The organism is Thermus altitudinis, assembly GCF_022760835.1.
In the GTDB taxonomy this organism is placed as follows: domain Bacteria; phylum Deinococcota; class Deinococci; order Deinococcales; family Thermaceae; genus Thermus; species Thermus altitudinis.
Genome location: NZ_JAKTNQ010000001.1, coordinates 20,328 through 42,947 on the forward strand (window position 1 = coordinate 20,328; position 22,620 = coordinate 42,947).

16 protein-coding genes are annotated in these 22,620 nt (G+C 67.8%); 13 read left to right on the forward strand and 3 right to left on the reverse strand.

Translation table 11 applies throughout. From position 1 onward, the window contains the following. Window positions 1-10 precede the first annotated feature (10 nt). The 3 genes from L0D16_RS00125 to L0D16_RS00135 are packed head-to-tail and all read left to right on the forward strand — an operon-like array spanning window position 11 to window position 1,937. On the forward strand, window positions 11-838 hold the full coding sequence (locus L0D16_RS00125) for a purine-nucleoside phosphorylase (RefSeq protein ID WP_243029319.1): 828 nt from the start codon (window positions 11-13) through the stop codon (window positions 836-838). A gap of 3 nt (window positions 839-841) precedes the next feature. Next, window positions 842-1,477 (forward strand): YggS family pyridoxal phosphate-dependent enzyme, encoded by a 636-nt coding sequence (locus L0D16_RS00130; RefSeq protein ID WP_243029320.1) that lies wholly within the window; start codon window positions 842-844, stop codon window positions 1,475-1,477. A gap of 7 nt (window positions 1,478-1,484) precedes the next feature. Then, window positions 1,485-1,937 carry a DivIVA domain-containing protein gene (locus L0D16_RS00135; protein WP_243029321.1) on the forward strand — a complete coding sequence of 151 codons (453 nt, stop codon included), beginning with the start codon at window positions 1,485-1,487 and terminating at the stop codon, window positions 1,935-1,937. On the opposite strand, the gene L0D16_RS00140 is transcribed toward L0D16_RS00135, so the two are convergent. Beyond that, window positions 1,879-2,475, reverse strand: coding sequence for a YdcF family protein (locus L0D16_RS00140; RefSeq protein ID WP_243029322.1), 597 nt, complete (start codon window positions 2,473-2,475; stop codon window positions 1,879-1,881). The genes L0D16_RS00135 and L0D16_RS00140 overlap by 59 nt on opposite strands. 71 nt (window positions 2,476-2,546) lie before the next feature. Between L0D16_RS00140 and hflX the strand changes: the two genes are divergently transcribed. Then, the gene (gene hflX, locus L0D16_RS00145) at window positions 2,547-4,205 is read left to right on the forward strand and encodes a GTPase HflX (protein ID WP_243029323.1); all 1,659 of its coding nucleotides are present in this window, start codon (window positions 2,547-2,549) and stop codon (window positions 4,203-4,205) included. Here the strand turns inward: hflX and L0D16_RS00150 are convergent. Further along, the gene (locus L0D16_RS00150; protein WP_114312626.1) at window positions 4,193-4,459 is read right to left on the reverse strand and encodes an acylphosphatase; all 267 of its coding nucleotides are present in this window, start codon (window positions 4,457-4,459) and stop codon (window positions 4,193-4,195) included. The genes hflX and L0D16_RS00150 overlap by 13 nt on opposite strands. A 227-nt stretch (window positions 4,460-4,686) precedes the next feature. Here L0D16_RS00150 and L0D16_RS00155 point away from each other — a divergent pair, with 227 nt between their 5' ends. The 6 genes from L0D16_RS00155 to L0D16_RS00180 all read left to right on the forward strand — a co-directional run bounded on the left by L0D16_RS00155 (window position 4,687) and on the right by L0D16_RS00180 (window position 17,003). Then, window positions 4,687-12,771 carry a translocation/assembly module TamB domain-containing protein gene (locus L0D16_RS00155; RefSeq protein WP_243029324.1) on the forward strand — a complete coding sequence of 2,695 codons (8,085 nt, stop codon included), beginning with the start codon at window positions 4,687-4,689 and terminating at the stop codon, window positions 12,769-12,771. 12 nt (window positions 12,772-12,783) lie between these two features. Beyond that, on the forward strand, window positions 12,784-13,815 hold the full coding sequence (gene tdh, locus L0D16_RS00160; RefSeq protein ID WP_243029325.1) for an L-threonine 3-dehydrogenase: 1,032 nt from the start codon (window positions 12,784-12,786) through the stop codon (window positions 13,813-13,815). A 72-nt stretch (window positions 13,816-13,887) separates the two neighbouring features. Next, window positions 13,888-14,949: a PQQ-dependent sugar dehydrogenase gene (locus tag L0D16_RS00165; RefSeq protein WP_243029326.1), complete on the forward strand. Its 1,062-nt coding sequence runs from the start codon at window positions 13,888-13,890 to the stop codon at window positions 14,947-14,949. A gap of 9 nt (window positions 14,950-14,958) precedes the next feature. Beyond that, window positions 14,959-15,951: an S-methyl-5-thioribose-1-phosphate isomerase gene (mtnA, locus tag L0D16_RS00170; protein ID WP_243029327.1), complete on the forward strand. Its 993-nt coding sequence runs from the start codon at window positions 14,959-14,961 to the stop codon at window positions 15,949-15,951. After that, on the forward strand, window positions 15,932-16,546 hold the full coding sequence (locus L0D16_RS00175) for a ComF family protein (RefSeq protein ID WP_243029328.1): 615 nt from the start codon (window positions 15,932-15,934) through the stop codon (window positions 16,544-16,546). Before mtnA ends, L0D16_RS00175 begins: the two co-directional genes overlap by 20 nt. Window positions 16,547-16,604: 58 nt before the next feature. After that, window positions 16,605-17,003, forward strand: a complete 399-nt coding sequence (locus tag L0D16_RS00180; protein ID WP_243029329.1) for a DUF4258 domain-containing protein — start codon at window positions 16,605-16,607, stop codon at window positions 17,001-17,003. Here L0D16_RS00180 and L0D16_RS00185 read toward each other — a convergent pair. Further along, window positions 17,000-17,368, reverse strand: a complete 369-nt coding sequence (locus L0D16_RS00185; RefSeq protein WP_243029330.1) for a Fur family transcriptional regulator — start codon at window positions 17,366-17,368, stop codon at window positions 17,000-17,002. The genes L0D16_RS00180 and L0D16_RS00185 overlap by 4 nt on opposite strands. A 57-nt stretch (window positions 17,369-17,425) precedes the next feature. On the opposite strand from L0D16_RS00185, the gene L0D16_RS00190 reads away from it, so the two are divergent. The 3 genes from L0D16_RS00190 to L0D16_RS00200 are packed head-to-tail and all read left to right on the forward strand — an operon-like array spanning window position 17,426 to window position 22,526. Then, entirely contained in the window at window positions 17,426-18,442 is a 1,017-nt protein-coding gene (locus tag L0D16_RS00190) for a YibE/F family protein (RefSeq protein WP_243029331.1), read from the forward strand. 27 nt (window positions 18,443-18,469) lie between these two features. Continuing rightward, the gene (locus L0D16_RS00195; protein WP_243029332.1) at window positions 18,470-19,591 is read left to right on the forward strand and encodes a metallophosphoesterase family protein; all 1,122 of its coding nucleotides are present in this window, start codon (window positions 18,470-18,472) and stop codon (window positions 19,589-19,591) included. Further along, entirely contained in the window at window positions 19,566-22,526 is a 2,961-nt protein-coding gene (locus L0D16_RS00200; protein WP_243029333.1) for an AAA family ATPase, read from the forward strand. Before L0D16_RS00195 ends, L0D16_RS00200 begins: the two co-directional genes overlap by 26 nt. Window positions 22,527-22,620 lie beyond the last annotated feature (94 nt).

Consider the following 22,620-nt stretch of genomic DNA (forward strand, 5'->3'; position numbering starts at 1 on the left):
TGAGAGTAGAATGTTCGCCATGGAGGTCTACGAGAAGATCCAGGAGGCGGTGGCCTACATTCGTTCCAAGACCGGCTTTGTGCCGGAAGTGGGGATCGTATTGGGCTCGGGGCTTGGCCCCCTGGCGGAGGAGGTGGCCAAGGAGGCGGAGATCCCCTACGGGGAGATTCCCCATTTTCCCCTTTCCACGGCTCCCGGGCATGCGGGCCGGCTCGTCCTGGGGGGGCTTGAGGGCAAGCGGGTTCTGGTCTTCCAGGGGCGGGTCCACTACTACGAGGGCTATAGCCCTGAGGAGGTGGTCTTCCCCGTGCGGGTGGGGTATTTCCTGGGGGCCCAAACCTTTATCCTGACCTCGGCGGCGGGAGGGTTAAACCCCAGGTTCCAGGCCGGGGGGATCATGCTCCACCTGGACTACCTGAACCCCAGCGGGGTAAACCCCTTAAGGGGGAGAAACGACGAGCGCCTAGGTCCCCGTTTCCCGGTGATGTTTGAGGCCTACGACCCCGCCCTGATAGAGCTGGCCCGCAAGGTGGCCAGGAGGCAGGACCTGCACCTCTATGAAGGGGTCTATGCCTGGTTTTTGGGCCCCAGCTTCGCCAGCCGGGCGGAACTGAGGATGCTTCGGGAACTGGGGGCCGACGCCATCGGCATGTCCACGGTGCCCGAGGTCATCGCCCTCCGGCACCTGGGGGCCAGGGTCTTGGGCCTTTCCACCATCACCGACATGGCGGTGCCGGAAAGGGAGCACCACGCCACCGAGGAGGAGGTCCTGGCGGTGGCCGCCAAGACCGGCCCCGTCTTCCGCCGCTTTGTGCGGGGCATCCTGTCCGAGCTTTAGCCCATGGGGCTTCCTCAGGTGCTGGAACGCATAGCGGCCGCCTGCCGCCGCGCCGGGCGGGACCCTAAAGGGGTGCGCCTGGTGGCGGTGACCAAGGGGAGGAGCCCGGAGGAGATAAGGGAAAAGGTCCTGCGCTATGGCTCCTTTCCCTTGGGGGAAAGCCGGGTCCAGGAGGCCTTGAAGAAGATGGAGGCCCTCGAGGCCGAGTGGCACCTCATAGGCCCCCTGCAGCGCAACAAGGCCAAGTTCGCCCCCCGGTTTGCCCTCATCCACTCCCTGGATTCCCTGCGCCTGGCGGAGGCCTTGGAGAGGGTGGGGGAGCGGGAGGGGGTTAGGCTTAGGGTGTTGGTGGAGGTGAACCTGGGCCGGGAACCCCAGAAGCACGGGTTTTTGGAGGAGGAACTCCCCGAGGCCCTGGCCCGGCTCGGGGAGATGGAACACCTTGCGGTCCTCGGCCTCATGACCGTGCCCCCCATAGGCCCCGAGGCCGTGGTGCGCCCCATCTTCCGCCGGCTTTCCCAGCTGGCCGACCGCTATGGCCTTCCCGAGCGCTCCATGGGCATGTCCGAGGACTTTCCCATCGCCGTGGAGGAGGGGGCCACCCTGGTCAGGGTGGGCCGGGCCCTTTTTGTAGACTGAAGGGCGCATGGACCTAACCCCCTTGGACATTCGCTACCAGGAGTTCCCCACCGGGCTTCGGGGCTACCAGAAGGAGGCGGTCAGGGCCTACCTGGCCCAGGTGGCCGAGGTCCTGGAAGGCCTCATCCGGGAGAAGGAGGAGCTTAGAAACCAGGTAAGGGCCCTTGAAGAGGAAAACGCCCGCCTCAAGGAGGCGGAAGGGGAGCTGAAGCGGGCGGTGGTGGCGGCGGAGCGCATCGCCCGCGAGCTCAAGGCCCAGGCGGAACGGGAGGCGGAGCTCATCAGGAAGGAGGCCCTGGCGGCCAAGGACCAGGTGCTAAGGGAAGCGGCGGAGGAGCTTAAGCGCCTCAAGGCGGAGGCGGAGCGGGCCAAGCAGGAGAAGTCCCTCTTCCTGGCCCAGTTTAGGGCCCTTTTGCAGGGGTACCTGGATTCCCTAAAGCGCTTGGAGGAAGACTCTTGAGGCCGTGTCCTCCGGGCAAGGGCCTTAGGCCCAGGTAGAGCCAGAGGCGAAAGAGGGCTTCCCGGAGCCAGTAGGATAGCGGGTATTGCCCGGGCACCGGGTGGCCCTCGGCCCTCAGGCCCAGGAGCCGGGCCAGGAGGAGGGCCCGGGGCAGGTGGGGAGCATCGGTGACCAAAAGGATGCGTCCGGATAGGTGGGGCTTGAGGAAAAGGAGGTTCTCGTAGGTGTTTTGGCTTTCCCCCTCGCAAAGCAGGGCCTCGGCCGGCACGCCCCTCTCCCGCAGGTAGCGGCAACCCACCTCCCCTTCGCTGTAACGGTCCCCTGGGGCCTTGCCTCCCGCCACCGCCACCTTGGGGGTCAGGCCCTGCCGGTATAGGTGAAGGGCGGCCTCGAGGCGTCTTTCCAGGATGGGGGAGGGCCTTCCCCCATACTGGGCTGCCCCCAGGACCGCGATCCAGTCGTAACCCCCTTCCCTAGGGCCTGGCGGTGGCGGAAGGGAGGCGGCGAGGACAAGGAGGAAGAGAAAGGCCCAACGCATCTCCCTCAGGCTACCGGGTTTTTGGGCCTGGGGGACACGGGGCCTTTCCTCTTTGCTATACTGAAGGTGCATTGGAGAAGATCTTCGGCAAGACGGAAGGGCTCAAGAAGAGCGAGCTTAAGAGGCTTTCCAACCTGTACCGCAGGCGGATCCCCAAGGAGAGGGTCCTCACTCCCGAGCTGGCCCAGGCCCTGGCTGGGCTTTCCCAGGAGATCAAGAGGCCCATCAGCCTCCTCCTGGATCGGGAGGGGCGGGTGGTGCGGGTGGGGGTGGGGGATGCCAAGGACCTGCCCATCCCCGAGGGGGCCAAGGGGGAGAGGAGGCTATCGGGCTTCCGCCTCCTCCACACCCACCTGGCCAAGGGGGGGCTTTCCCGGCCGGACCTTACCGTGCTCTTTCTGAACCGGCTGGATAGCCTGGCGGCCTTGGAGGTGGAGAACGCCAGGCCCACCACCTTGCACCTGGCCTTCCTGGCCCCGCCCCGCTCCCCGGAGGAGGACTGGCGCATCCTGCCCCCCAGGCCCTACTTCCAGTACCTGGAGTTTGACCATCTGAAGGAGGTGGAGGCCCTGGAGGAGGAGATGGCCCGCCAGGCCCGGGTGAGGGAACTTTTGGATGGGAGCGGGGAACGGGCCATCCTGGTGGGCATAGACCGGGGGGAGGGCCCTGAGGCCGAAGCCTATCTGGGGGAACTCGCCGAACTCACCCGCACTGCGGGGGGGGTGCCGGTGAAGAAGGTTTTGGTCTTCCGCCCGGAGCTGGACCCCCGGTACCTGGTGGGCCTGGGCAAGCTGGAGGAGCTGAAAAGCCTGGCCTACCACGAGAACGCTTCCACCCTCATCTTCGGCCAGGAGCTCACCCCCACCCAGGCCCGGGAGATCGAAAGGGTCACGGGCCTAAAGGTCCTAGACCGTACCCAGCTCATCCTGGACATCTTTGCCCTGCACGCCAAAACCCCCGAGGCCAAGGCCCAGGTGGAGCTGGCCCAGCTGAGGTACCTCCTCCCCCGCCTGGTGGGGAAGGGCAAGGAGCTGAGCCGCTTGGGGGGTGGGATCGGCACCCGGGGCCCGGGGGAGACCAAGCTGGAGGTGGACCGCAGGAGGCTCCAGGAGCGGATCACCCACCTGAGCCGCAAGCTCCAGGAGTACACCCGGCGCCGGGAGGAGGCGAGGAGGCAGCGGAAGCGCCGGGGGGTGCCCCTCATCGCGGTGGTGGGCTATACCAACGCCGGCAAGACCACCCTCCTCCAGGCCCTGGCCCGGGGCGGGGAGCCGGGGGAGGACAAGCTCTTCGCCACCCTTAGGCCCCTTACCCGCAGGGGCTTCCTGCCGGGGGTGGGGGAGGTGCTCTTCACCGACACCGTGGGCTTCATCCGCCAGATGCCCAAGGAGCTGCTCGCCGCCTTCCGGGCCACCCTCGAGGAGGTAAGGGAAGCGGACCTTCTGGTCCATGTCTTGGATGCCTCGGAGGAGGGGGCCTTGGGCCGGTACCGGGTGGTGGAGGAGCTCTTGGCGGAGCTCGGGGTGGAGGCCCCTAGGGTTTTGGCCCTTTCCAAGGCGGACCGGGCAGCCCCCTACGACCTCTTCTACCTGCGGGAAAGGCTGGGCGGGATTCCCGTTTCCGCCCTGAAGGGCACGGGGCTTTCGCAGTTGAAAGAGGCCCTGGCCGAGGCCCTTCTGCAGGTGGGCGTGCGGCCCCAGGCCTGGGCCCAGGCCCCTCAGTACACGTAAAAGCCCTTAAGGCCGGTTTCCTCGGCCCACCCTACCTCCACCTCCTCCACCCGGGCCAAGCGGGGGCCTTGCTTCAGGTGGTGGAGGAAGGCGAGGAGGTCCTCCTTAGGGCCTTCCGCCACCACCTCCACCCGGCCGTCGGGGAGGTTTTCCGCGTAGCCGGAAAGGCCCAGTTCCAAGGCCTTCTTCTGGGCGAAGGCCCGGTACCCCACCCCCTGTACCCTGCCCTTCACCAAGGCTACCAGACGCGGCATGCCCCCATTATCTCCCAAGGTTTACCCGCCGGATCCCGTCCGCGCACCCGGAGGGGGAGGAAGGCCTGGCCGGGGCCAGGGGGTGGCCCCCCACTGGAGGGCGCTTCGGGGCTGCCGGAGGGCGCGGCCTAGGGATGCCCCCGGGTCCCCCACCTTGGCGAACCGTGTTGGCGTGGTCTAAGGGGGTTGCCACGAGGTTTTCATCTCCCTTCCCTATGCTAAGGGGGATGCGGTGGGGGCTTTCCCTCCTCCTGGGGTTTGCCCTGCTCCTCATCCTCCTTCTGGCCTGGCCCCCCCTGCTCCGGATGGCGGTGGAGCGGGGCATGGCCTTGGCGGGCCTTAGGGGGGAGGTGCGGGAGGTGGGGGGGCATCTCCTTCTGGGGCTACGCCTGAAGGGGGTGCGGCTCCAAGGGGAGGGGGTGGCCTTGGAGGCGGAGGAGGTGCGCCTGGGCTATGACCTCCTGGGCCTTTTGCGCAAGGAGCTTCCCCTCTCCTTGGCCCTAAGGAGGGCGAGGATAACGCCCACCTGGGAGGCCCTGATTCCCGAGAAGCCGGGGCCGCCCCCGGCCATTAGGACCGTCTTTCGGCAGCTCCGGCTGGAGGAGGTCCAGGTGGAGCTTCCCCAGGGGAAGAGGCTTTTCCTGCCTCCCGTGCGCCTTACCCTGAGCGGGGAAAACCCCTATACCTTCCTGGCCCGGCTCCCGGGAGGAAGCTTCCATGGGGAGGCCAGGGCCTTAGCCCCGGACCTTTCCGCCTGGGAGGTTGGCTATAGGGGCGAGGTGCGGGGGCTTTCCTTTTTCTACGGGGGGCTTAAGGGGGGGAGGGTTTCGGGGGTTTTCCGCCTCATGCCCTCCGGGGTGGAAGGGGAGGCCCAGGTGGAAGGGGGGGTGGTGGAGGTGGTGGGCTTCACCCTCACCCAGGTGGCGGGGCCCATCCGCCTAAGGGAGGACCGGGTGGAGGCGGAGCTAAGGGGAAGGGGTCTAGAAGGTCCCCTTTCCGCCCGGGCGGAGGTGGACCTTAAGGGGGAGCGCTACCGCTTCTCCCTCGAGGGGCGGCCTACCCTTCCCGCCCTGGCCCGGCACTACCGCCTCTCCTTGCCGGTGGAGGGGGATGGGACCCTTTGGCTGGAAGGGGAAGGCTGGGACCAGATCCGGGTCCAGGGGCGTTTTCTGGGGGAGGGGCGGCTTTTGGGGGAGCCCTTCCGCCACCGGGGGACCCTTTCCTTTGACCGGGTTTTCCGCTTGCAGGCGGAGGCCGAGGGAAGGCTTTTTGACCGCACCTACCGCCTGGCCTTGGGCCTGGTGGGGGGGGAGTATGGGGCGAGCCTCGAGGACTCCCTTGGAAGCCGGCTTTCCCTGAGGGGCCAGGGGAACCGCACCGAGGCCCAGGGCCAGGTGGCCTGGCCCAAGCCCTTGGATGGCTTGGCCCAGGTGGCCTTCCGGAGCCAGGGAAGCCGGTGGCAGGCCGAGGTGCGAAGCCCCGGGGTAACCCTGGCCCTCTTCCAGGCCCTGGACCTGTCGGGGGAGGTACGGGGGGAGGGGGATCGGGTATCGGGGCGGCTGGGGCCAGTGACCCTTTGGGGCACCTGGAGCGATCTTGCCCTCCAGCTGGCCCCCACGCCCCTGGCGGTGGGGAGCCTCGAGGGGCAGGGAAGGCTTCTTGGGGGGAGGCTTAGGGCCAGCTTGCGCTACAACTCCCCGTACACCGCCTTTCCCCTGGAGGTGTGGCAGGAAGGAGGGGCCTACCGCTTCCAGACCCCTTATGGGGAAGGGGTGTACCGGGGCGGGGCCTTGGCCCTTAGCCTCCGGGGGTTGCCCATCCGGGCCTTGGAGGAGTTCCGGCTTTCCGGCCATGCCTTGTACCGGGAAGGGGGGCTTTCGGGAAGGCTTAGCCTAAGGGGCCGCTACCTGGAGGCGGAAGGAAGTTTGCGCCGTTTGGGGGCGGAGGTCCAGGGGAGGGTCAGGACCCCCTTGGGGGAGCTTCCCTTCGCCGGGGCCTACGACCCCGAGCCCGGCCTGGTCCTAAGGGCCCAGGACCTTTTCCTGCGCTACCGGAGAGGAGTAAGCCTGAAGGGAAGGGCGGAGCTTGGACCCTTAACCCTCTGGGCGGACCTGGCCTGGGACGGGGGTTTTCGCGGGGAGGCCCGGGTGGAAACCCCCTGGGTGGCGGGGGTTCTCCAGGGGAAGGGCGGGAGGCTGGTCTTGGCGGAGATGAAGGGGTACGCCCAAGGGGAAGGGGAGGTCTACCCGGAGCTACGGATTGCGGGCCGGCTTCTCCCTCCCTGGCCGGAGGGCCTCGAGGTGCCTCCCTTGCCCTTCCACCTGGACCGAAGAGGGCTGGAGGTGGAGGGCGTGGGGCGGCTGGACTTCGCCGAAGGGTTCCCCTTCCGTCTGGACCTCCCCTGGAGTTACCGGGGCCTTTCAGGAGGGTTCCAGGCGGTGGGCACCCTGGAGGGAGGCCGTCTGGCCCTTTCCCTTCCCTACGGCCGCCTGGAGGCCCTGGGGGCCTGGCGGGACCTGCGGGTAAGGGGGCAGGGGGAGGTCCCTCACCTGGGCAAGGTGGAGGTTGCCGGGAGTGCCGATCTCCTAAGGCTTTCCTACCGGGCCCAGGCCCGCTTGGGGAAACCTGCCTTGACCTTGAGCCTGGTGGGGCAGGGGGCAGGCTTGCGCTTTTTGGGCCAAGCCCCCGGCCTGCGCGTCCTAGGGGGGTATGAGAAGGGGTTCAGCCTCTTGCTGCAGGCGGAAGGGTTTGACCTTTCCTCTTGGGGGCTTCCCGTAAGGGCCAGCGGCACCTGGGGTACCCGGGGAGGGAGGCTGCGGCTGGAAAGCCCCTATGGGGAGGCCCTCCTCACGGGGGAGGAGCTTCTTACGGCGAGGGCGAGGTTTTGGGGGCCTTTTGTGGGGGGCGAGGCCAGGATCTCCCCGGAAGGGCTTTTCCTGAAGGTGGAGGGGGCCTACGAGGAGGAGGGCGTGGGGGTCCGCCTAGCCGGGGAAGGAGGCGGGCCCTGGCAGGCCCTGAGCCTGGGCCTTTCTGGCGAGGCCCGCCTCCCGTACCTGGGGCCCTTGCCCCTGGAAGGCCGGGTTTGGACCGAGGAGGGGAGGTTGCGCTACCGCTTGCAAGGCCCCGTGGCCTTGGAAGGGGAGGGGCTTGGGTACAAGGGGAGCTTCTCCTTACCCTTTAGCGCCCTGGGCCGGGAGGGGAGGCTGGAGGGGAGGTTCCAGGGGGAGGGGCTTAAGGTCCTGGGGGAGGGGAGGGGAAGCTGGGCCGGCCTACCCTTTGCCTTCCAGGGGGGTTTTGCGGAAAACCCCTTCCTAGAACTGCGTTGGGAAGGGGGAAGAGCGGAGCTTAGGGGGGAGGAGGTGGGGTTTTCCTTGGAGGAGGTGGCCCCCTTGGCGGAGGTCCTTGGCCTTCCCCTCACGGGTAGGGCCCAGGGACGGCTTTCCCTGAAGGGAGAGGGGGAGGCCTGGGCCCAGGTGCGGTATGGGACGGAACCCTTGGCGCTGGCCTACCGGGAAGGGGTGCTTCGCCTTTTCCTGACCGAGCGCCATGTGGGCCTGGCTTGGAATCCCCGGGAGGCACGGCTTTGGGGCCTTGGGGAGATTTTGGGGGAAGGGCGGCTCCGCCTAGGGCCTGGGCTTAAGGGGGAGGCGGAGGGCGACTTCCGCTATGGCCACCTGGAGCTTGGCCTCAAAGGGCCCTTGGAGGATCTGGTTCTGGAGGCCCGTTACCAGCAGGAAGAGCTGGGGAGGACGGAGCTTTTGGGCCGGGTAAACCTCTGGGCCCTCAAGGGCCAGGGCACCTTGCGCCACGCCTCCCCCTACGGGGAAGGGGTCCTTACCCTGGCGTGGGAAGGGGCCCGCTACTGGGGGGAGGGGAGGTTTAAGAGCCTCCGCTTTTTGGAACAGGAAGGGCCCTTGCGCTTCGAGGGGGAAGGAACCCGGGCGCAGCTCGCCTGGCGAGCACCCTTGGCCTTGGGGGCCTGGTACGACGGGTCCTGGCACCTTTGGGCCAAGGGGGAGGGGGAGGTCCAGGGAATGGCCTTGCGGGCGGACCTCACCTGGGGTCCTGAGGGGTACTTGGGGGAGGTTTGGGCGGAGGGGCGGGGCCTGGCCTTAAGGGGGAAGGGGGAGGGGCCTTTGCACCTGGAGCTCAAGGGCCAGGGGCTTCCTGGGGACCTGTGGGCCCAGGGTACCTTGGAGGGGAGCTTTCTCAAAGGGGAGGCCCGCTACCGGCTGGGCCTAGGGCAGGCCTGGTTGGAGGCCCAGGCGGGCTTGGAAGGGAATCTTCCCCAGCTTTCCCTGAGGGGCCAAGGGGCCCTGCGGGGTGGGGGGGAGGCCATGCCCTTCCGCTTCGCCTACGGGTACCAAGGAGGGCCTTTGCGGGTGGAGACCCTTTCCCTGGCGGGGGAGGCCGAGGGCTACCGCCTGAGGCTGGCGGAGGGGCACCTTCTTCTGGAGCTGGACCGGGACCTTACCCCCTTTGGCCTTCCCTTGCGCCTAAAGGCCCAGGCGGATGGGCCTTGGCAGGAGGCCCTTGAGGTCATCCTGGAGCGTCCAGAAGGGCGGCTTTCCGGAAAGGCGTGGCTATGGCCCCTGCGGGCGGAGCTTGCGGGGGAGGTGCTGGGGGAAAGGGTGGGGGTCCAGTACCGGGAAGGGGAGGTTTTGGGGGAGTTCGGGGGGCCTAGGCTTTGGGGGGAGGCCCGCTACCGGATGCCTTCGGGGGAAGCTCCTGGGGGGCTTTCCGGCCTCCTCACCCTGGGCTACCCTTTGCCCGGGGGTGGTCTAGGGGGGCAGGTGGATCTGGGAACGGGTACCTTCCAGCTTCAGGGGGAAGGGGCCTGGCAAGGGAACCTGGAGGGGGCTTTTTGCCTTCCTGCCCCCTTGGGTGGGTGTCCGGGCATGGAGGCCCAGGTCAGGGGTAGGCTTACCTACGGGGCGTACGTCTTTGCCGGGGGCTACGTTTACCGGGCGAAGGAGGGCTACTTGGGGGCGCTTTCTGGGGAGGGCAGGCTTTCCAGCCCTTACGGGGATGTCCTGGCCCGGGGGGCGGGGCTGGGCCTGGACCTCCTCGGGGAGGGGCTCCCCCTCAAGGGGCGGCTGGACCTCTATCCCTTCCGCCTGGCCTACCGCTACGCCGGGGCCCTGCCCCAGGGCCTGGGGGAGCTCTGGGCCGAAGGGACCTATCCCGGGGAGTGGCTGAGGGGCCGGTACCGGTACGGGGAACTGGACCTAGCCCTTTTGGGCCTTCCCGGGTTCCAGGTGGAGGTTTCCGGGAAGGGGGTTTCGGGGAGGCTGGGTCCGGAGGGGGTGGCCTTGGTGCTAGAGGGGTTTTCCCCTGGCCCCGTGACCCTGTCGGGCAGGGTGGAGGGCCCTTGGCGGGAGGTGGGGCTGGACCTGGACCTTTTGGCCTTTGGCCGCCAGGCCCAAGCCCGGGGGCGCTATGGGGAGGAGGGGCTTGTTCTGGCCTTCCAGGGGGACCTGGAGGGGGAGGTGGGCTGGAAGGAGGCCTGGCGGGGGAGGTTGGCCTTCAAGGAAGGCAGCCTGGAGCTATCCGGGAAGGGCCTTCCCGAGGCCCAAGGGGAGGTCTTAGGGGAAAGGGTGCGCCTGGCCTGGCCGCTACTGGAGGTGGGGGGTATCCGCCTGGACCTGGCCTCCCGCCGGGCGGAAGGGGAGGGAAGGGTTTTGCAGGGCCTTCTTCCCGGGGGACTGGCCGTGCGGGGGGAGGGGGAGGGCCTAAAGGTGGGGTACCGGGTACCTGGCGTGGACCTGCCCTTGGAGGGAAGCCTGGACCTGAAGGAGCTTTCCCTGCTGCTTGCCAGCCCAGAAGGGGAAGGGGCCTTGCGCTACGCCGGAGGGAGGGTGGAGGGGTCCTTGGCCTTGCGCCCTTACGGCTTCCCCTTGCGCCTGGAGGGGGAGGGGGAGCGGGTGCGGCTTATGGGGGAGCATCCCGCCTTCCCCTGGTGGGTGGCAGGGACAGGGAGCCTGGAGGGAGAGGTGGACCTTTCCGGAGCCTACCGGCTTACCTACCGGGCGGGGGAGCAGGTCCTCAGACTTTCGGGGAAGCTTCTCCAGGCCCGCCTCGAGGCCCAAGGCCCCTACCTTGCGGGTGCCCTTTCCTACCCTGCGGCGGGGGAGCTTCGGGTAGACCTTCCCCTTCCTCCCTTGGAAAGCCGCTTCCGCGGCCGGGTCTTTGGCGAGGGGTACAGGGTGGAAGGGGTGCTGGAAGGGGGGGTGGGCCGCATCACCGCCAAGGGCATGCTCTTTCCCCTGGCTGGGGAGGTGCACCTGGAGCGGGCCAATCTGGAAGACTTTGCCGGCCGTTATGCCCCTTACTTGAAAGGCTGGGTTTCGGGCAAGCTGGCCATACAAGGCCTGGAAGCCCAGGCCCAGTTGGAAGGGGAGGCAGGGGTGTCCGGCACCCGCCTGCCCCTTCGCTTCCTGGGCCTCCTGGCGCGGGGAGGAGTTAGGGGGGAGGGACGGCTTGGGGAAAGCGCCTTCCGGGTGGACCTCAAGGGGGAGCGGCTGGACCTTACCGCTTCCCCTAGGGGTTTCCCCCTCCACCTCCTCCTCATGGCGGTGGCGGGCCCCTTGGAGGGGGAGGCCTACTGGACGGGAGCGGTGCGCCTGCGCCTTCCCCTCTCGGATCCCCTAAAGGGCGAGGGGGTCTTGGTGGGGGAGGCCCTGCGCTTTGTGGGGGCGGGGGATGAGCTTAGGGGCCAGGCGGTCCTGCGGTTGGAGGGCGGGCGGGTCCATGTGGACCGGCTTAGCCTTTCGGGCCGGGGAAGCTGGGAGGGTGGGGGGTACTGGAGCCCGGAGGGAAGCGACCTTTATCTGAGCCTTAGGGACACGGTCTTTACCCCTGTGCTCCAGGTGGTCCCGGCCCTGAAACCCTACCGGCCTGAGGGCTCGGGGAGCCTGCTGCTTCGCCTCAGGGGGGATGGCTTCCAGGCGGAGTTCAGGGATTTCCGTTTCCGGTTGGGGCCGGTGGCCGGGTACTTGCCCCAAGGGCTTCTTTCCCTAAACGGCGGGGCCAAAGCGGAAGGGGAGCTTACCCTTTCCGCCCCCTTCCCGGGAAGGGCCGGGCTGGGCCTCGAGGGGCGCTTGGAGGACTTCCGCGTGAGCGCCAAGGGAGCGGTTTCCCTCCCAGGGCTTAAGGAGGAAACCCCGGCGGAGGTGGCCTTCCGCTACCCGGGCTACGGGGTGGAGATCCAGCTGGGGGAGGCCCAGGCCCAAGGGACCCTTTTCCCCTTGCGCCTGGCCGGTTATGGCCGGCTTCCCCTCTACTACCCCCAGTACTACCTGCAGGAAGGGCTTTTGGACGTGAAGGGCTTCTTCCTCTACGAGGAAAAGGGCACCTACCACCTCACGGGAAACGCCGAGGTCCTAAGGGCCCGCCTGGCCCTGCCGGAGGCCCAGACCCGGCAGCTTTCCCGCGAGGGGGTGGCCTTGCAGGCCCCCACGGGGAAGCCCACACCTGTGCCCTTGGTGTTTGATGGGGTGCGGGTTTATGCAGAACGGGGCATCCTGGTGCAGGAAAGCCTGGCCCAAGGGGAGCTCAAAGGGGAGGTCTTCTTGGGCGGTAGCTACGGGGATCCCTTCTTGGCGGGGGAGGTGCGAAGCCTTTGGGGAAGCTTTCGGCTATGGGATTCCCTCTTCGCTTTGGATCCAGGGGAAAGCGCCTTGCGCTTCCGGCCGGATCGGGGCCTCCTGCCCGAGTTTGCGCTGAAGGCCCTGGCGGAGACCCGGGGCTACAAGGTGGTGCTAACGGCCAGCGGGGAGTTCCTGCGGGAAAACGGCCGGGTGAAGGTGCGCCTCGAGCCCCGCTTCACCTCCGACCCCCCCCTCAGCGAGCCGGAGATCTACGCCCTTCTCACCCTGGGCACCCCCGATGTGAACCGGCTGGCGGAAACCCTGCCCCAGGCGGCCCTGGGGGCCGCCTTGGAGAACCTGGTCCTGGGCCAGCTGGAACGGGAGCTGGCCAAGGCTCTGGGATTGGACCGTTTCCAGCTGCAGGTGCCCATCCTGCAGGGCGGGGATCTAGGGGATGTGCGGTTTTCCGTGGGCAAGTACCTGAGCCCGGAGCTCTTCTTGGGCTACGAGGTGGACCTAAGGGGAGAGCAGACCCTAAGCGCCCAGTACCGTCGGGATGGGCTGACCTTCTCCTTGGCCTCCACCTTCCTGCCCGGGGATGGCAGGCTTTCCCGCTTCACCTTTGCCCTGGGGTACGACCTGACCCCCACCCTGGGGTTGACCTTTAGCCTCGAGGCCGCCGACGCCACCCGTTTCAGCGTGGGGGCCCTTTACCGGTGGTAGCATGGCCCCGGTATGCGCGCTCTAGCCAAGCTGGCCCCCGAAGAGGGCCTCACCCTGGTGGAACGCCCCCGGCCCGAGCCGGGCCCGGGGGAGATCCTGGTGCGGGTGGAGGCCGCCAGCATCTGCGGCACCGACCTCCACATCTGGCGGTGGGACCATTGGGCCAGGGGGCGGATTAAGCCCCCCCTTATCACCGGCCACGAGTTCAGCGGGGTGGTGGAGGCCACAGGCCCTGGGGTTAAGAGGCCCCAGGTGGGGGACCACGTGAGCCTGGAGAGCCACATCGTCTGCCATGCCTGCCCCGCCTGTCGCACCGGCAACTACCACGTGTGTTTGCATACCGAAATCCTGGGAGTGGACCGGGACGGGGGCTTTGCCGAGTACGTGGTGGTGCCGGCGGAGAATGCTTGGGTGAACCCGAGGGATCTGCCCTTTGAGGTGGGGGCCATTCTGGAGCCCTTTGGGAATGCGGTGCACACGGTGTATGCGGGAAGCGGGGTGTCCGGCAAAAGCGTCCTCATCACCGGGGCGGGGCCCATCGGCCTCATGGCGGCCATGGTGGCCCGGGCCAGCGGAGCCGGGCCCATCCTGGTCTCGGACCCCAATCCCTACCGCCTCTCCTTTGCCAGGCCTTATGCCGACCGGCTCGTCCATCCCTTGGAGGAGGATTTGCTTTCCGTGGTGCGGGAGGTGACGGGAAGCGGGGTGGAGGTGCTTTTGGAGTTTTCCGGAAACGAGACCGCCATCCACCAGGGGCTAAAGGCCCTGATCCCCGGGGGGGAGGCCAGGATCCTGGGGATTCCCTCCGATCCCATCCGTTTTGACCTGGCGGGGGAGCTGGTGATGCGGGGGATCACCGCCTACGGCATTGCCGGAAGAAGGCTTTGGCAGACCTGGATGCAGGGCACGGCCTTGGTCTACTCGGGCCGGGTGGACCTTACACCCCTCATCACCCACCGCCTGCCCATGAGCCGGTACCGGGAGGCCTTCGGCCTTTTGGCCTCGGGGCAGGCGGTGAAGGTGATCCTGGACCCCAAGGCCTAGGCCCGGGGTGTGCGGGGGGACACCCTCGGGTCCCGGGTGCGTGTGCTAGGCTCACCCGCAAGGGGGTTAGGTATGGTTTCCCGCAGGCGGGTGCTGGTGGGCCTTCTGGGGCTTTCCCTGATTCGGGGGCAGGGGCTTCGGGTGGAGGAGGTGGTGGGGGGCCTGGAGGTGCCCTGGGCCTTGGCCTTTTTGCCGGACGGTAGCTTCCTGGTCTCTGAACGCCCCGGGCGGATCCAATGGGTGCGGGAGGGAAGGGCTAGGCTGTATGCGGAGCTTCCCGTTTACCACCGGGGGGAGTCGGGGCTTTTGGGCCTAGCCCTTCATCCCCGTTTTCCCCTGGAGCCCTATCTCTACGCCTACCGCACGGTGGAGGAAGGGGGCCTCAGGAACCAGGTGGTGCGGCTAAGGCACCAAGGGGAAAAGGGGGTGCTGGAAAGGGTGGTCCTGGACGGCATTCCCGCCCGGGCCCACGGCCTGCACTCCGGAGGGAGGATCGCCTTCGGCCCCGACGGGATGCTCTATGTGACCACGGGGGAGGTGTATGAGCGGGAGCTGGCCCAGGACCTCTCCTCCTTGGGGGGCAAGATCCTGAGGATTACCCCAGAGGGCAGGCCCGCACCGGGGAATCCCTTTTGGAACCGGCAGGGAGCCCGGCCCGAAGTCTACAGCTACGGCCACCGCAATCCCCAGGGCCTGGCCTGGCACCCGGGCACGGGGGAGCTTTTTGCCAGCGAGCATGGGCCCAGTGGGGAGCAAGGCTTTGGCCACGATGAGGTGAACGTCATCGTCCCTGGGGGGAACTACGGCTGGCCTCGGGTGGTGGGCCAGGGGAACGACCCCCGTTACCGCGACCCCCTTTACCTCTGGCCCGAGGGCTTTCCCCCCGGGAACCTGGCCTTCTGGAAAGGGGAGTTGTTTGTGGCCGGGTTGAGGGGCCAGGCCCTTTTGCGGCTTTCCCTGGAGGGGGAGAGGGGAGGTTGGCGGGTGGTGCGGGTGGATACCGCCTTGAGCGGGTACGGACGCCTAAGGGAGGTGCAGGTGGGGCCGGACGGGGCCCTTTGGGTCACCACTTCCAACCGGGACGGGCGGGGCCAGGTGCGCCCCAAGGACGACAGGGTGCTGAGGCTGCGTTAGGCTTTAAGGGTGGAAAGGATCCTGCCCTTTCGCTTTGAGGAAAAGGAAGGGGTCTTCTGGCTTCTGGACCAGAGGAGGCTGCCCCTGGAGGAGGTTTGGGTTCCCGTGCGCACCGCCAAGGAGATGGCCCAGGCCATACGGGCCATGGTGGTGCGGGGGGCTCCGGCCATCGGGGTGGCCGCTGGCTTTGGCATGGTGCTGGCCCACCTAAGGGGCGAGGACCTGGAGGAGGCGGACCGGCTTTTGCGGCAGAGCCGGCCCACGGCGGTGAACCTCTTCCACGCCCTGGACCGGATGCGCCCTCGCTGGGGCGACCTGAAGGGAAGCCTGCAGGAAGCCCAGGCCATCTGGCACGAGGTGGCGGAGACGGAAAAGGCCATCAGCCAGCATGGGGCCAGGGTCCTGCGGGGCCAGGTCCTCACCCACTGCAACACCGGCCCCCTGGCCACCGGGGGGTACGGCACCGCCTTGGGGGCCATCGTGGAGGCCTTTCGCCAAGGGCGGGTGTCCCACGTCTGGGTGGACGAGACCCGGCCCTACCTGCAAGGGGCTAGGCTCACCGCCTATGAGCTGCAAAAGGCTCGGGTGCCGGCCACCCTCATTGCGGACAACATGGCGGGCTTCCTCATGGCAAGGGGCCGGGTGGATGCGGTCATGGTGGGGGTGGACCGCATGGCCTTGAATGGGGACTTCGCCAACAAGATCGGCACCTACGCCCTGGCGGTCCTGGCCCACCACCACGGGATTCCCTTCTACGCCGCTTTGCCCCTCTCTTCCGTGGACCCCAGCCTGGAAACCGGGGAGGGCATCCCCATTGAGGAGCGCCCGGCCGAGGAGCTCCTGGAGCTAAAGGGGGTGCGCCTTGCCCCCGAGGGTTTCCCCGCCTACCACCCGGCCTTTGACCTCACGCCCCACCGCTACCTCACGGGGATCGTCACGGAAAAGGGCGTGCTCTACCCTCCCTTTGACGAGGCCTTGCGCCGTGCCTTGGGGTTGGCTTGAGGCCCTTTTGGGGCACGCCTGCCCGGGATGCGGGGGCAGGTTGGATGCGCCCCTCCTTTGTCAAGGTTGCCGCCAGGGCCTACGGGCTTTCGCTGGGCCAGGCGTGGTCTACCTAGGCCTCTATAGCCGCGTGGGAGGGGTGGTGCGGGCCTTGAAGTACCGGAGGCGGTTCGCCCTGGCTGCCCTTCTGGCCAAGCCCCTGGCGGAGGGGATCCGGGCCCAGGGTTGGGAGCTGGAGGGGATCACCGCGGTGCCCACCCTCTTCCCCCGCCTCCTCCTGAGGGGGTATAACCCTCCGGAACTGGTGGCCCGGGAGGTGGCCAGGCGGCTTGGTGTGCCGTACCGGAGGGTTCTGAGGCGCACCCGTTACGCCCCAAGCCAGCCCACCCGGGGCCGGGCTCGAGGGCGCTTGCCCCAGGACCTCTTCGCCCCGTCCCTTTCCGTGAAGGGAAACTGGCTTTTGCTAGACGATGTCTTAACCAGCGGGGCCACCTTCCTTAGGGCCAAGGAGGCCCTTTTGCGGGCGGGGGCAAGCCAGGTCTATGGGGCCTTCCTGGCGGTGCGGGACCCCGGGGCCCTGGGCCCTTACCGCTAAGGCCACACTCTCCTTCCCTGGGGCTCCTAGACTAGGAGGGTAGAGGGGGTGGGTTTCCGTGAGAAAGTTCCGCCGCCTGGAAGACCTACTGCCCCACCTCCGGGAAGGCCGCTACCGCCTTGGGCCCCACGTGGCCAAGCACATGCTACAGGAGGGCTTCACCGAGCTGGATGTGCTCAGGGCCTTGGAATGGGGCCGGGAGTTGGCCATCTACCCCGAGGAGCAGCGGATGCTGGTCTTGGGCTACATGGTCTTTCCCCCGCGCCTGAAGCTTCCCCTGCATGTGGTGCTGGAGTACGCCACGCCCCGGCACGTGGACATCGTGACCGCCTTCATCCCCAAGGAACCCTACCGGGTCTACTCCCGGGCCCGTTTGGCCGCCATCCTGCGCTTTGACGGGGCCTTAGAGGAGGTGCGCTGGACTAAGCCCAAGGAAGCCTACCCCGCCTGGGACTAGGTGCACTCTGGGCAGCGGCCGAAGACCGTGACCTCGTGGCCTTCGGCTAAAAAGCCCGGAGGCAGGTGGCCCTCCAGGGCTAGGTCGCAGCCCAAAAGCTCGTACACCTTCCCGCATAGGCGGCAAAGGAAGTGGTGGTGGTGTTCCCGGCCTGCGGGTTCGTACCGGGGGGGTTCGCCGGGAAGGACCACGGGGATTAGGAAGCCCTCCTCCACCAAGCCTTTTAGGGTACGGTACACGGTGGCCAGGCCCAAGGAGGGGACCTTCCTCTTGGCCAGCTCCAGGACCTCTTGGGGGGAGAGGGGCCGGCCTGCCTCTAAAAAGGTTTCCCGGATGGCCCGCCGCTGCCGGGTGGAGCGCTCCATGCTCCCAGAATAGCAATCTGAGAAAAAGTTTTCATCCTTCCGGGGTAAAGTGGCGGCATGCGCTTGGGGGTTCTCCTATGTTTGCTCCTCCTACCCGCCTTGGCCCAGGGCGAGGGGAGGTACCTGGTGGGTCGCCTGGTGGCCCTCGAGCCCCAAGGGGGCGTGGCCCAGGTGGAGGTGGGGGGCAGGAGGCTTCCGGCCCTCCTCCCCGTGGATGGCGGCCAGTACCGGCTGGGCCAGCGGGTGGTCCTCTACCAGGAGGGGGGCCGGACCTATGTGACCGAGCCCGACCGCATCCCCTGGCTTCTTGGTCTTTTGGGCCTGTTCGCCTTCCTGGCGGCCCTCTTGGGCCGGGGCAAGGGGGTTAGGGGGCTTGTGGGCACCTTTTTGAGCCTTTTGGTGGTGGTCTACTTTGTGGTTCCCAGGGTGGCGGCTGGGGGGAACCCGCTTCTTTACGCCTTTTTGGGAAGCCTGGGGGTGCTTCTTCTCACCGTGTACCTGGTCCACGGGGTAAACCGCAAGACCACCGCCGCCCTATTGGGCACCCTGGCCTCGGTGGCCTTGGTCCTCCTCTTGGCCCTCTTCTTCACCCGGGCCCTGGGGTTCACGGGCCTGGCCTCGGAGGAGGCCCTCCTCCTGAGGCAATGGGGTGGGGTGGACTTGGTCTCCCTCTTCCTGGCGGGAGTGGTGGTGGGGGCCTTGGGAGCTTTGACCGACGTGACGGTGACCCAGGCGGCGGTGGTCCAGGCCTTGGCCCACGCCAACCCCCGCTTTGGCCTGGGGGAGCTTTACCGGAGGGGCATGGAGGTGGGCTACGACCACATGGGTAGCCTGGTGAACACCCTGGTCTTGGCCTATGCGGCCGGTTCCTTACCCCTTTTCCTCCTCCTCACCAAGGACCCCACCCCCTTGCGCTTCCTCCTCAATACCGAGCCCTTTGCCGCCGAGATGGTCTCCATGGTGCTGGGTTCCTTGGGGCTTCTCCTGGCGGTACCCTTCACCACCTTGGTGGCCGCCTGGGCCTTCCAGGGTGGGAAAGGGGGACCGCCGGAGGCCCACAGCCACCCCCACTGAGCCTTGGGCAGGGGTAGTATGGAAGGCGTGCGGCTCCTCCATACCGCGGACTGGCACCTGGGCAAGGTATTAAAGGGCGTGGACCGGACCCCGGAGGTGGGCGAGGCCCTGAAGGCCCTTGTGGAGGTGGTGGCCAAGGAAGGGGTGGACCTAATGGTGATCTCGGGGGACCTCTTTGACCGCCCCCAGGTATCCGCCGAGGCCGAGGCCATGGCGGTGGAGTTTTTCCTGCGCCTTAGGGAGCTTGGGGTTCCCGCCTTGGTCATCGCCGGCAACCATGACCCCAAGGAGCGCCTCGAGGCCCTCGCCCCCCTCTTGGCCCTGGCGGGGGCGGAGGTGAGGGGGAAGCCCCTTTTCCGGGAGGAAGGGGGTGTGGTCCGGGTGGGGGACCTCGAGGCGGCCCTCCTTCCCTTTGTTTCCGAGCGCATCCTGGTGAAAAAGGTCCTGCAAGAGGCCGAGGAACGCCACCGCACCTACGCCGAGGCCATGCGCCGCATTCTGGACAACTTGCGAAGCCCCTTGATGTTGGGGCATTTTGCCCTGGAGGGGGCGCGGCCGGGGGCAGGAGAGTTCGCCTTCCACCTCACGGGTAGCTACGCCGTGCCCCCTTCCGCCCTGCCCCTGGAGGCCCGCTATCTGGCCCTGGGCCACATCCACCGCCAGCAACAGGTTTCCGAGGCCCCGGTGGCTTGGTACTCGGGAAGCCTCATCCAGCTGGACTTCGGGGAGGGGGAGGAGGCGGAGCGGGGGGCCTTGCTGGTGGAGGTGCCCGAGAGGGGTCCGGTCCGGGTCCACCCCCTACGGGAGCGCTGGGGCAAGCCCTTAAGGACCTTCCGCCTGAAGCCCGAGGAGCTGGACGGGAGGCTTCCCGAGCTGGAGCGCTTTCCCGGCTACCTCCGGCTGGTGGTGGAGGGCCGGCTTTCCCCAGCGGTGAAGGAGAGGCTCTTCCAGGGGCTTCCCCATCTCCTGGCGGTGGAGACCTTGGGAGGGCTGGAGGATGGGGAGATGGGCTCGGCTCCGGAACTGGGCTTGGTGGAGGCCTACGAACGCTATCTGAGGGAGCGGGGGCGCCAGGAGGAGGCGCTTTTGGAGCGGTTTGGCCAGGTGCTTAAGGAGGTGGAGCTTGAGGCCCTTGCGCCTGGAGCTTGAGGGGTTTGGCCCTTACCGGGAGCGGCAGGGGGTGGACTTTTCCGACGTGGAGCTTTTCGCCATCACCGGGCCCACGGGAAGCGGGAAGAGCACCCTTTTAGACGCCATGGCCTTCGCCCTCTATGGCCTCGTGCCCCGGGTGGGGCGGAACGTGGGAAGCCTGGTCCACCCTGCCGCCAGCGAGGCCCGGGTGCGCCTCACCTTCCAGGTGGGGGGAAGGGTCTATAGGGTGGAGCGGGTCCGGGGAAGGAGGAGCGAGGGCCGGCTGTTCCAGGTGGAGCCCGCCGGGGAGAAGCTTCTCCCCCTGGAGACCCTGGAGGCCCTGAACCGGACCTTGGAGGAACTCTTGGGGCTCAGCTACGAGGCCTTCACCCGGGCTTTGCTTCTACCCCAAGGGGAGTTTGACCGTTTCCTTAAGGGGGAGGCCAAGGAAAGGCGGAGGATCCTCCTGGACCTCTTTGAGCTTTCCCGGCTGGAGCGGGCCCGGGACAAGGCGGCCTCCCACAAGGCGGCCCTCCTGGAGGAGAAGGGCCGGCTGGAGGGGGAGCTTTTGGGGCTTCGTGAGGTGAGCCTCGAGGCCAAGGAGGAGCTGGAGAAGGAGCTGGCCCATCTATCCCAGGGGATCGCCCACCTTCTTCAGGAGAAGAAGCAGCTGGAAAAAGGGCTTGCCGAGGGGAGGGACCTGGAGTCCCTTCTTAAGCGCCTAAGGGAGTTGGAAGGCCGCCTACACCGCCTTAAGGCCGAGGCCCCCCGCATGGGGGAGGTGGAGGAAAGGCTCAAGAAGGCGGAGGAGGCGGAAAAGGCCTTGCCCCTTTGGCAAGACCTCAGGCGGAAGGAGGAGGCCTTGGCCGCCACCCAGGGAAGGCTCCGGGGGCTAAGGGACCAGCTGGAAAAGCTGGAACGGGAGCGCCGGGCCCTGGCCTTTGACCCCGGGGAGCTGAAGGCGGCGCAAAGGGCGCTCCGGGAGGCGGAAGGGCTTAGGGCCCTCGAGGCCCTTTGGCGCCGGGTGGGGGTGAAGGAGCACCCCGCCCCCAGGGTGGGGCTTTCCCCCGAGGTCTATGTGGAGGCCTTGGAGTCCCTGCTTCGGGAGGAGGCCCTTTTGGCGGAGAGGGAGCGGGGGCTGGCCCGCCTGGTGGAGGGGCAAAGGCGGCTTGGGGAAAAGGAGGAGGCCTTAAGGCAACTTAAGGAGGCCCTGGAGCGCCTGGTGGCGGAGGGGGAGCAGGCCCGGGCCCAGGTGAAGGCCCTAGAGGAGGCCCGGAAGGGGGCCGAGGCCCACCGGCTTTGGCTGGAGCTGGAGGAGATCGCGAGGCGAAGGGGGCTTTTGGAGGAGGAAAAAAAGCGCCTGGAGGCCGAGCTCGCCCACCTGGCCCAGGAGGAGAAGCGGCTTGGGCTTCTTGCCTACCGCGATCTTCTGCACCCCGGGGAGCCCTGCCCCCTGTGCGGCGGCGTGGTCCGCGCCCTGCCCCCGGTGCCGGAGGGGCCCGGGGCCTCCGGCCTCAGGAAGAGGCGGGAGGAGGGGGAGAAGGCCTTGCGGGAGGTCCTGACCCGGCTCGGGGCCCTGGCGGAGGAGGAAAGGGCCAAGCGCGAGGCCCTAAAGGCCCTGGGGGTTCCACCCCGCCCCGGGGATCCCAAGGCCCTGGAGGAGGAGCTCCAGGGGGCGCAAGCCAGGCTTCAGGAGCTTAGGGAACGGTACAGGGAAAAACAGGGGGAGGCCCGGGCCCTCGAGGAGGAGGTGAAGCGGCTTTCCCAGGAGTTGGAGCATGGGCGCCGGGAGCTTTCCGGTCTGGAGGGGGAGGTGGGGCCCCTAACGGATCTCGGCGGACAAGAAGCGGCCTGGGAAAGGGTCCGGGAAGCCTTGGCCTCCTTGCGGCGGGAGAAGGAGGCCTTGGGGGCTGGGCTTTACCGCCTGCTTTGGGAAATGACGGGGGGGAGGCCGGTGGGGGAGCACATCGGACAGCTTTCCCGAAGGCTGGAGGAGCTGGAAAAAAAGGAGGGGCGGGACCGCCAACTGGCCCAGGCCCTGGAGGAGGTTTCCCGGACCCTGGCGGGGCTTTCGGCCCAGGAGAAGGAGCAGGAAAAGGCCCTGGAGGAGGCCAGGGGCCGGGTCTTGGGCCTGATGCCTGAGGAGGAGGCCAAGGCCCTCTACCTCTCCCCTGAGGAGCGGGAGGCCTTGGCCAAGAGGGTCCGGGCCCACCGGGAGGAGGTTTCCCAGGTGGAGGCCCTCCTGGTGGAGGTGGAAAAGGAGGTCAGGGCCCGTTTTCCCGGTCCCCTCCCTTCCCTGGAGGAGGTGGAGGCCCGGCTGCGGGAGGTGGAGGCGCGGCTTTCCCAGGTGCAGGAGGACCTCCAGGGCAAGATGGGGAAACGGGCCGTTTTGCAAGAGCGGCTCGAGGCCGTGGAGGGAAAGCTCAAGCACCGCCAGGCGCTGCAGGCCCGTCTGGCGGAGGTGGTGCGGGAGGTGGACCTATGGGAAAAGCTGGCCTTTGACCTGCAGCAGAACAACTTCCCCGCCTACCTCCTGGGCCTTAGGCAGAGGAACCTGGTGGAGCGGGCGGATGAGCTCATGGCCACCCTTTCCGCGGGCCGCTACCGCCTCCGCTCCAAGGAGGACGAGTACCAGGTGCTGGACCTCTGGACGGAGACCGTGCGTCCGGTGAAGACCCTTTCCGGAGGGGAAAGCTTCCTGGCTAGCCTCTCCTTGGCCCTGGCCCTTTCCGAGGAGCTTTCCCGGGGGCGGCTTGGGGCCCTCTTTTTGGACGAGGGCTTTGGCACCCTGGACCCCGAGACCTTGGAGGTGGTGGCGGGGGTGTTGGAAGGCCTCCCCACCCGGGGGCGGCTGGTGGGGATCGTCACCCATGTGGAGGCCTTGGCGGAGAGGCTTCCCGCAAGGCTTCGGGTGCGCAAACACCCTTCGGGGAGCCGGGTGGAGTGGGCCTAGGGCCGGGCCGGGTTTGGGGACGGGATGGGGTAAAGGGGCGGAAAGGGTCTTTTGTCTCTACCCCACGAGATACCTGAGGGAATAGGGTGAAGGA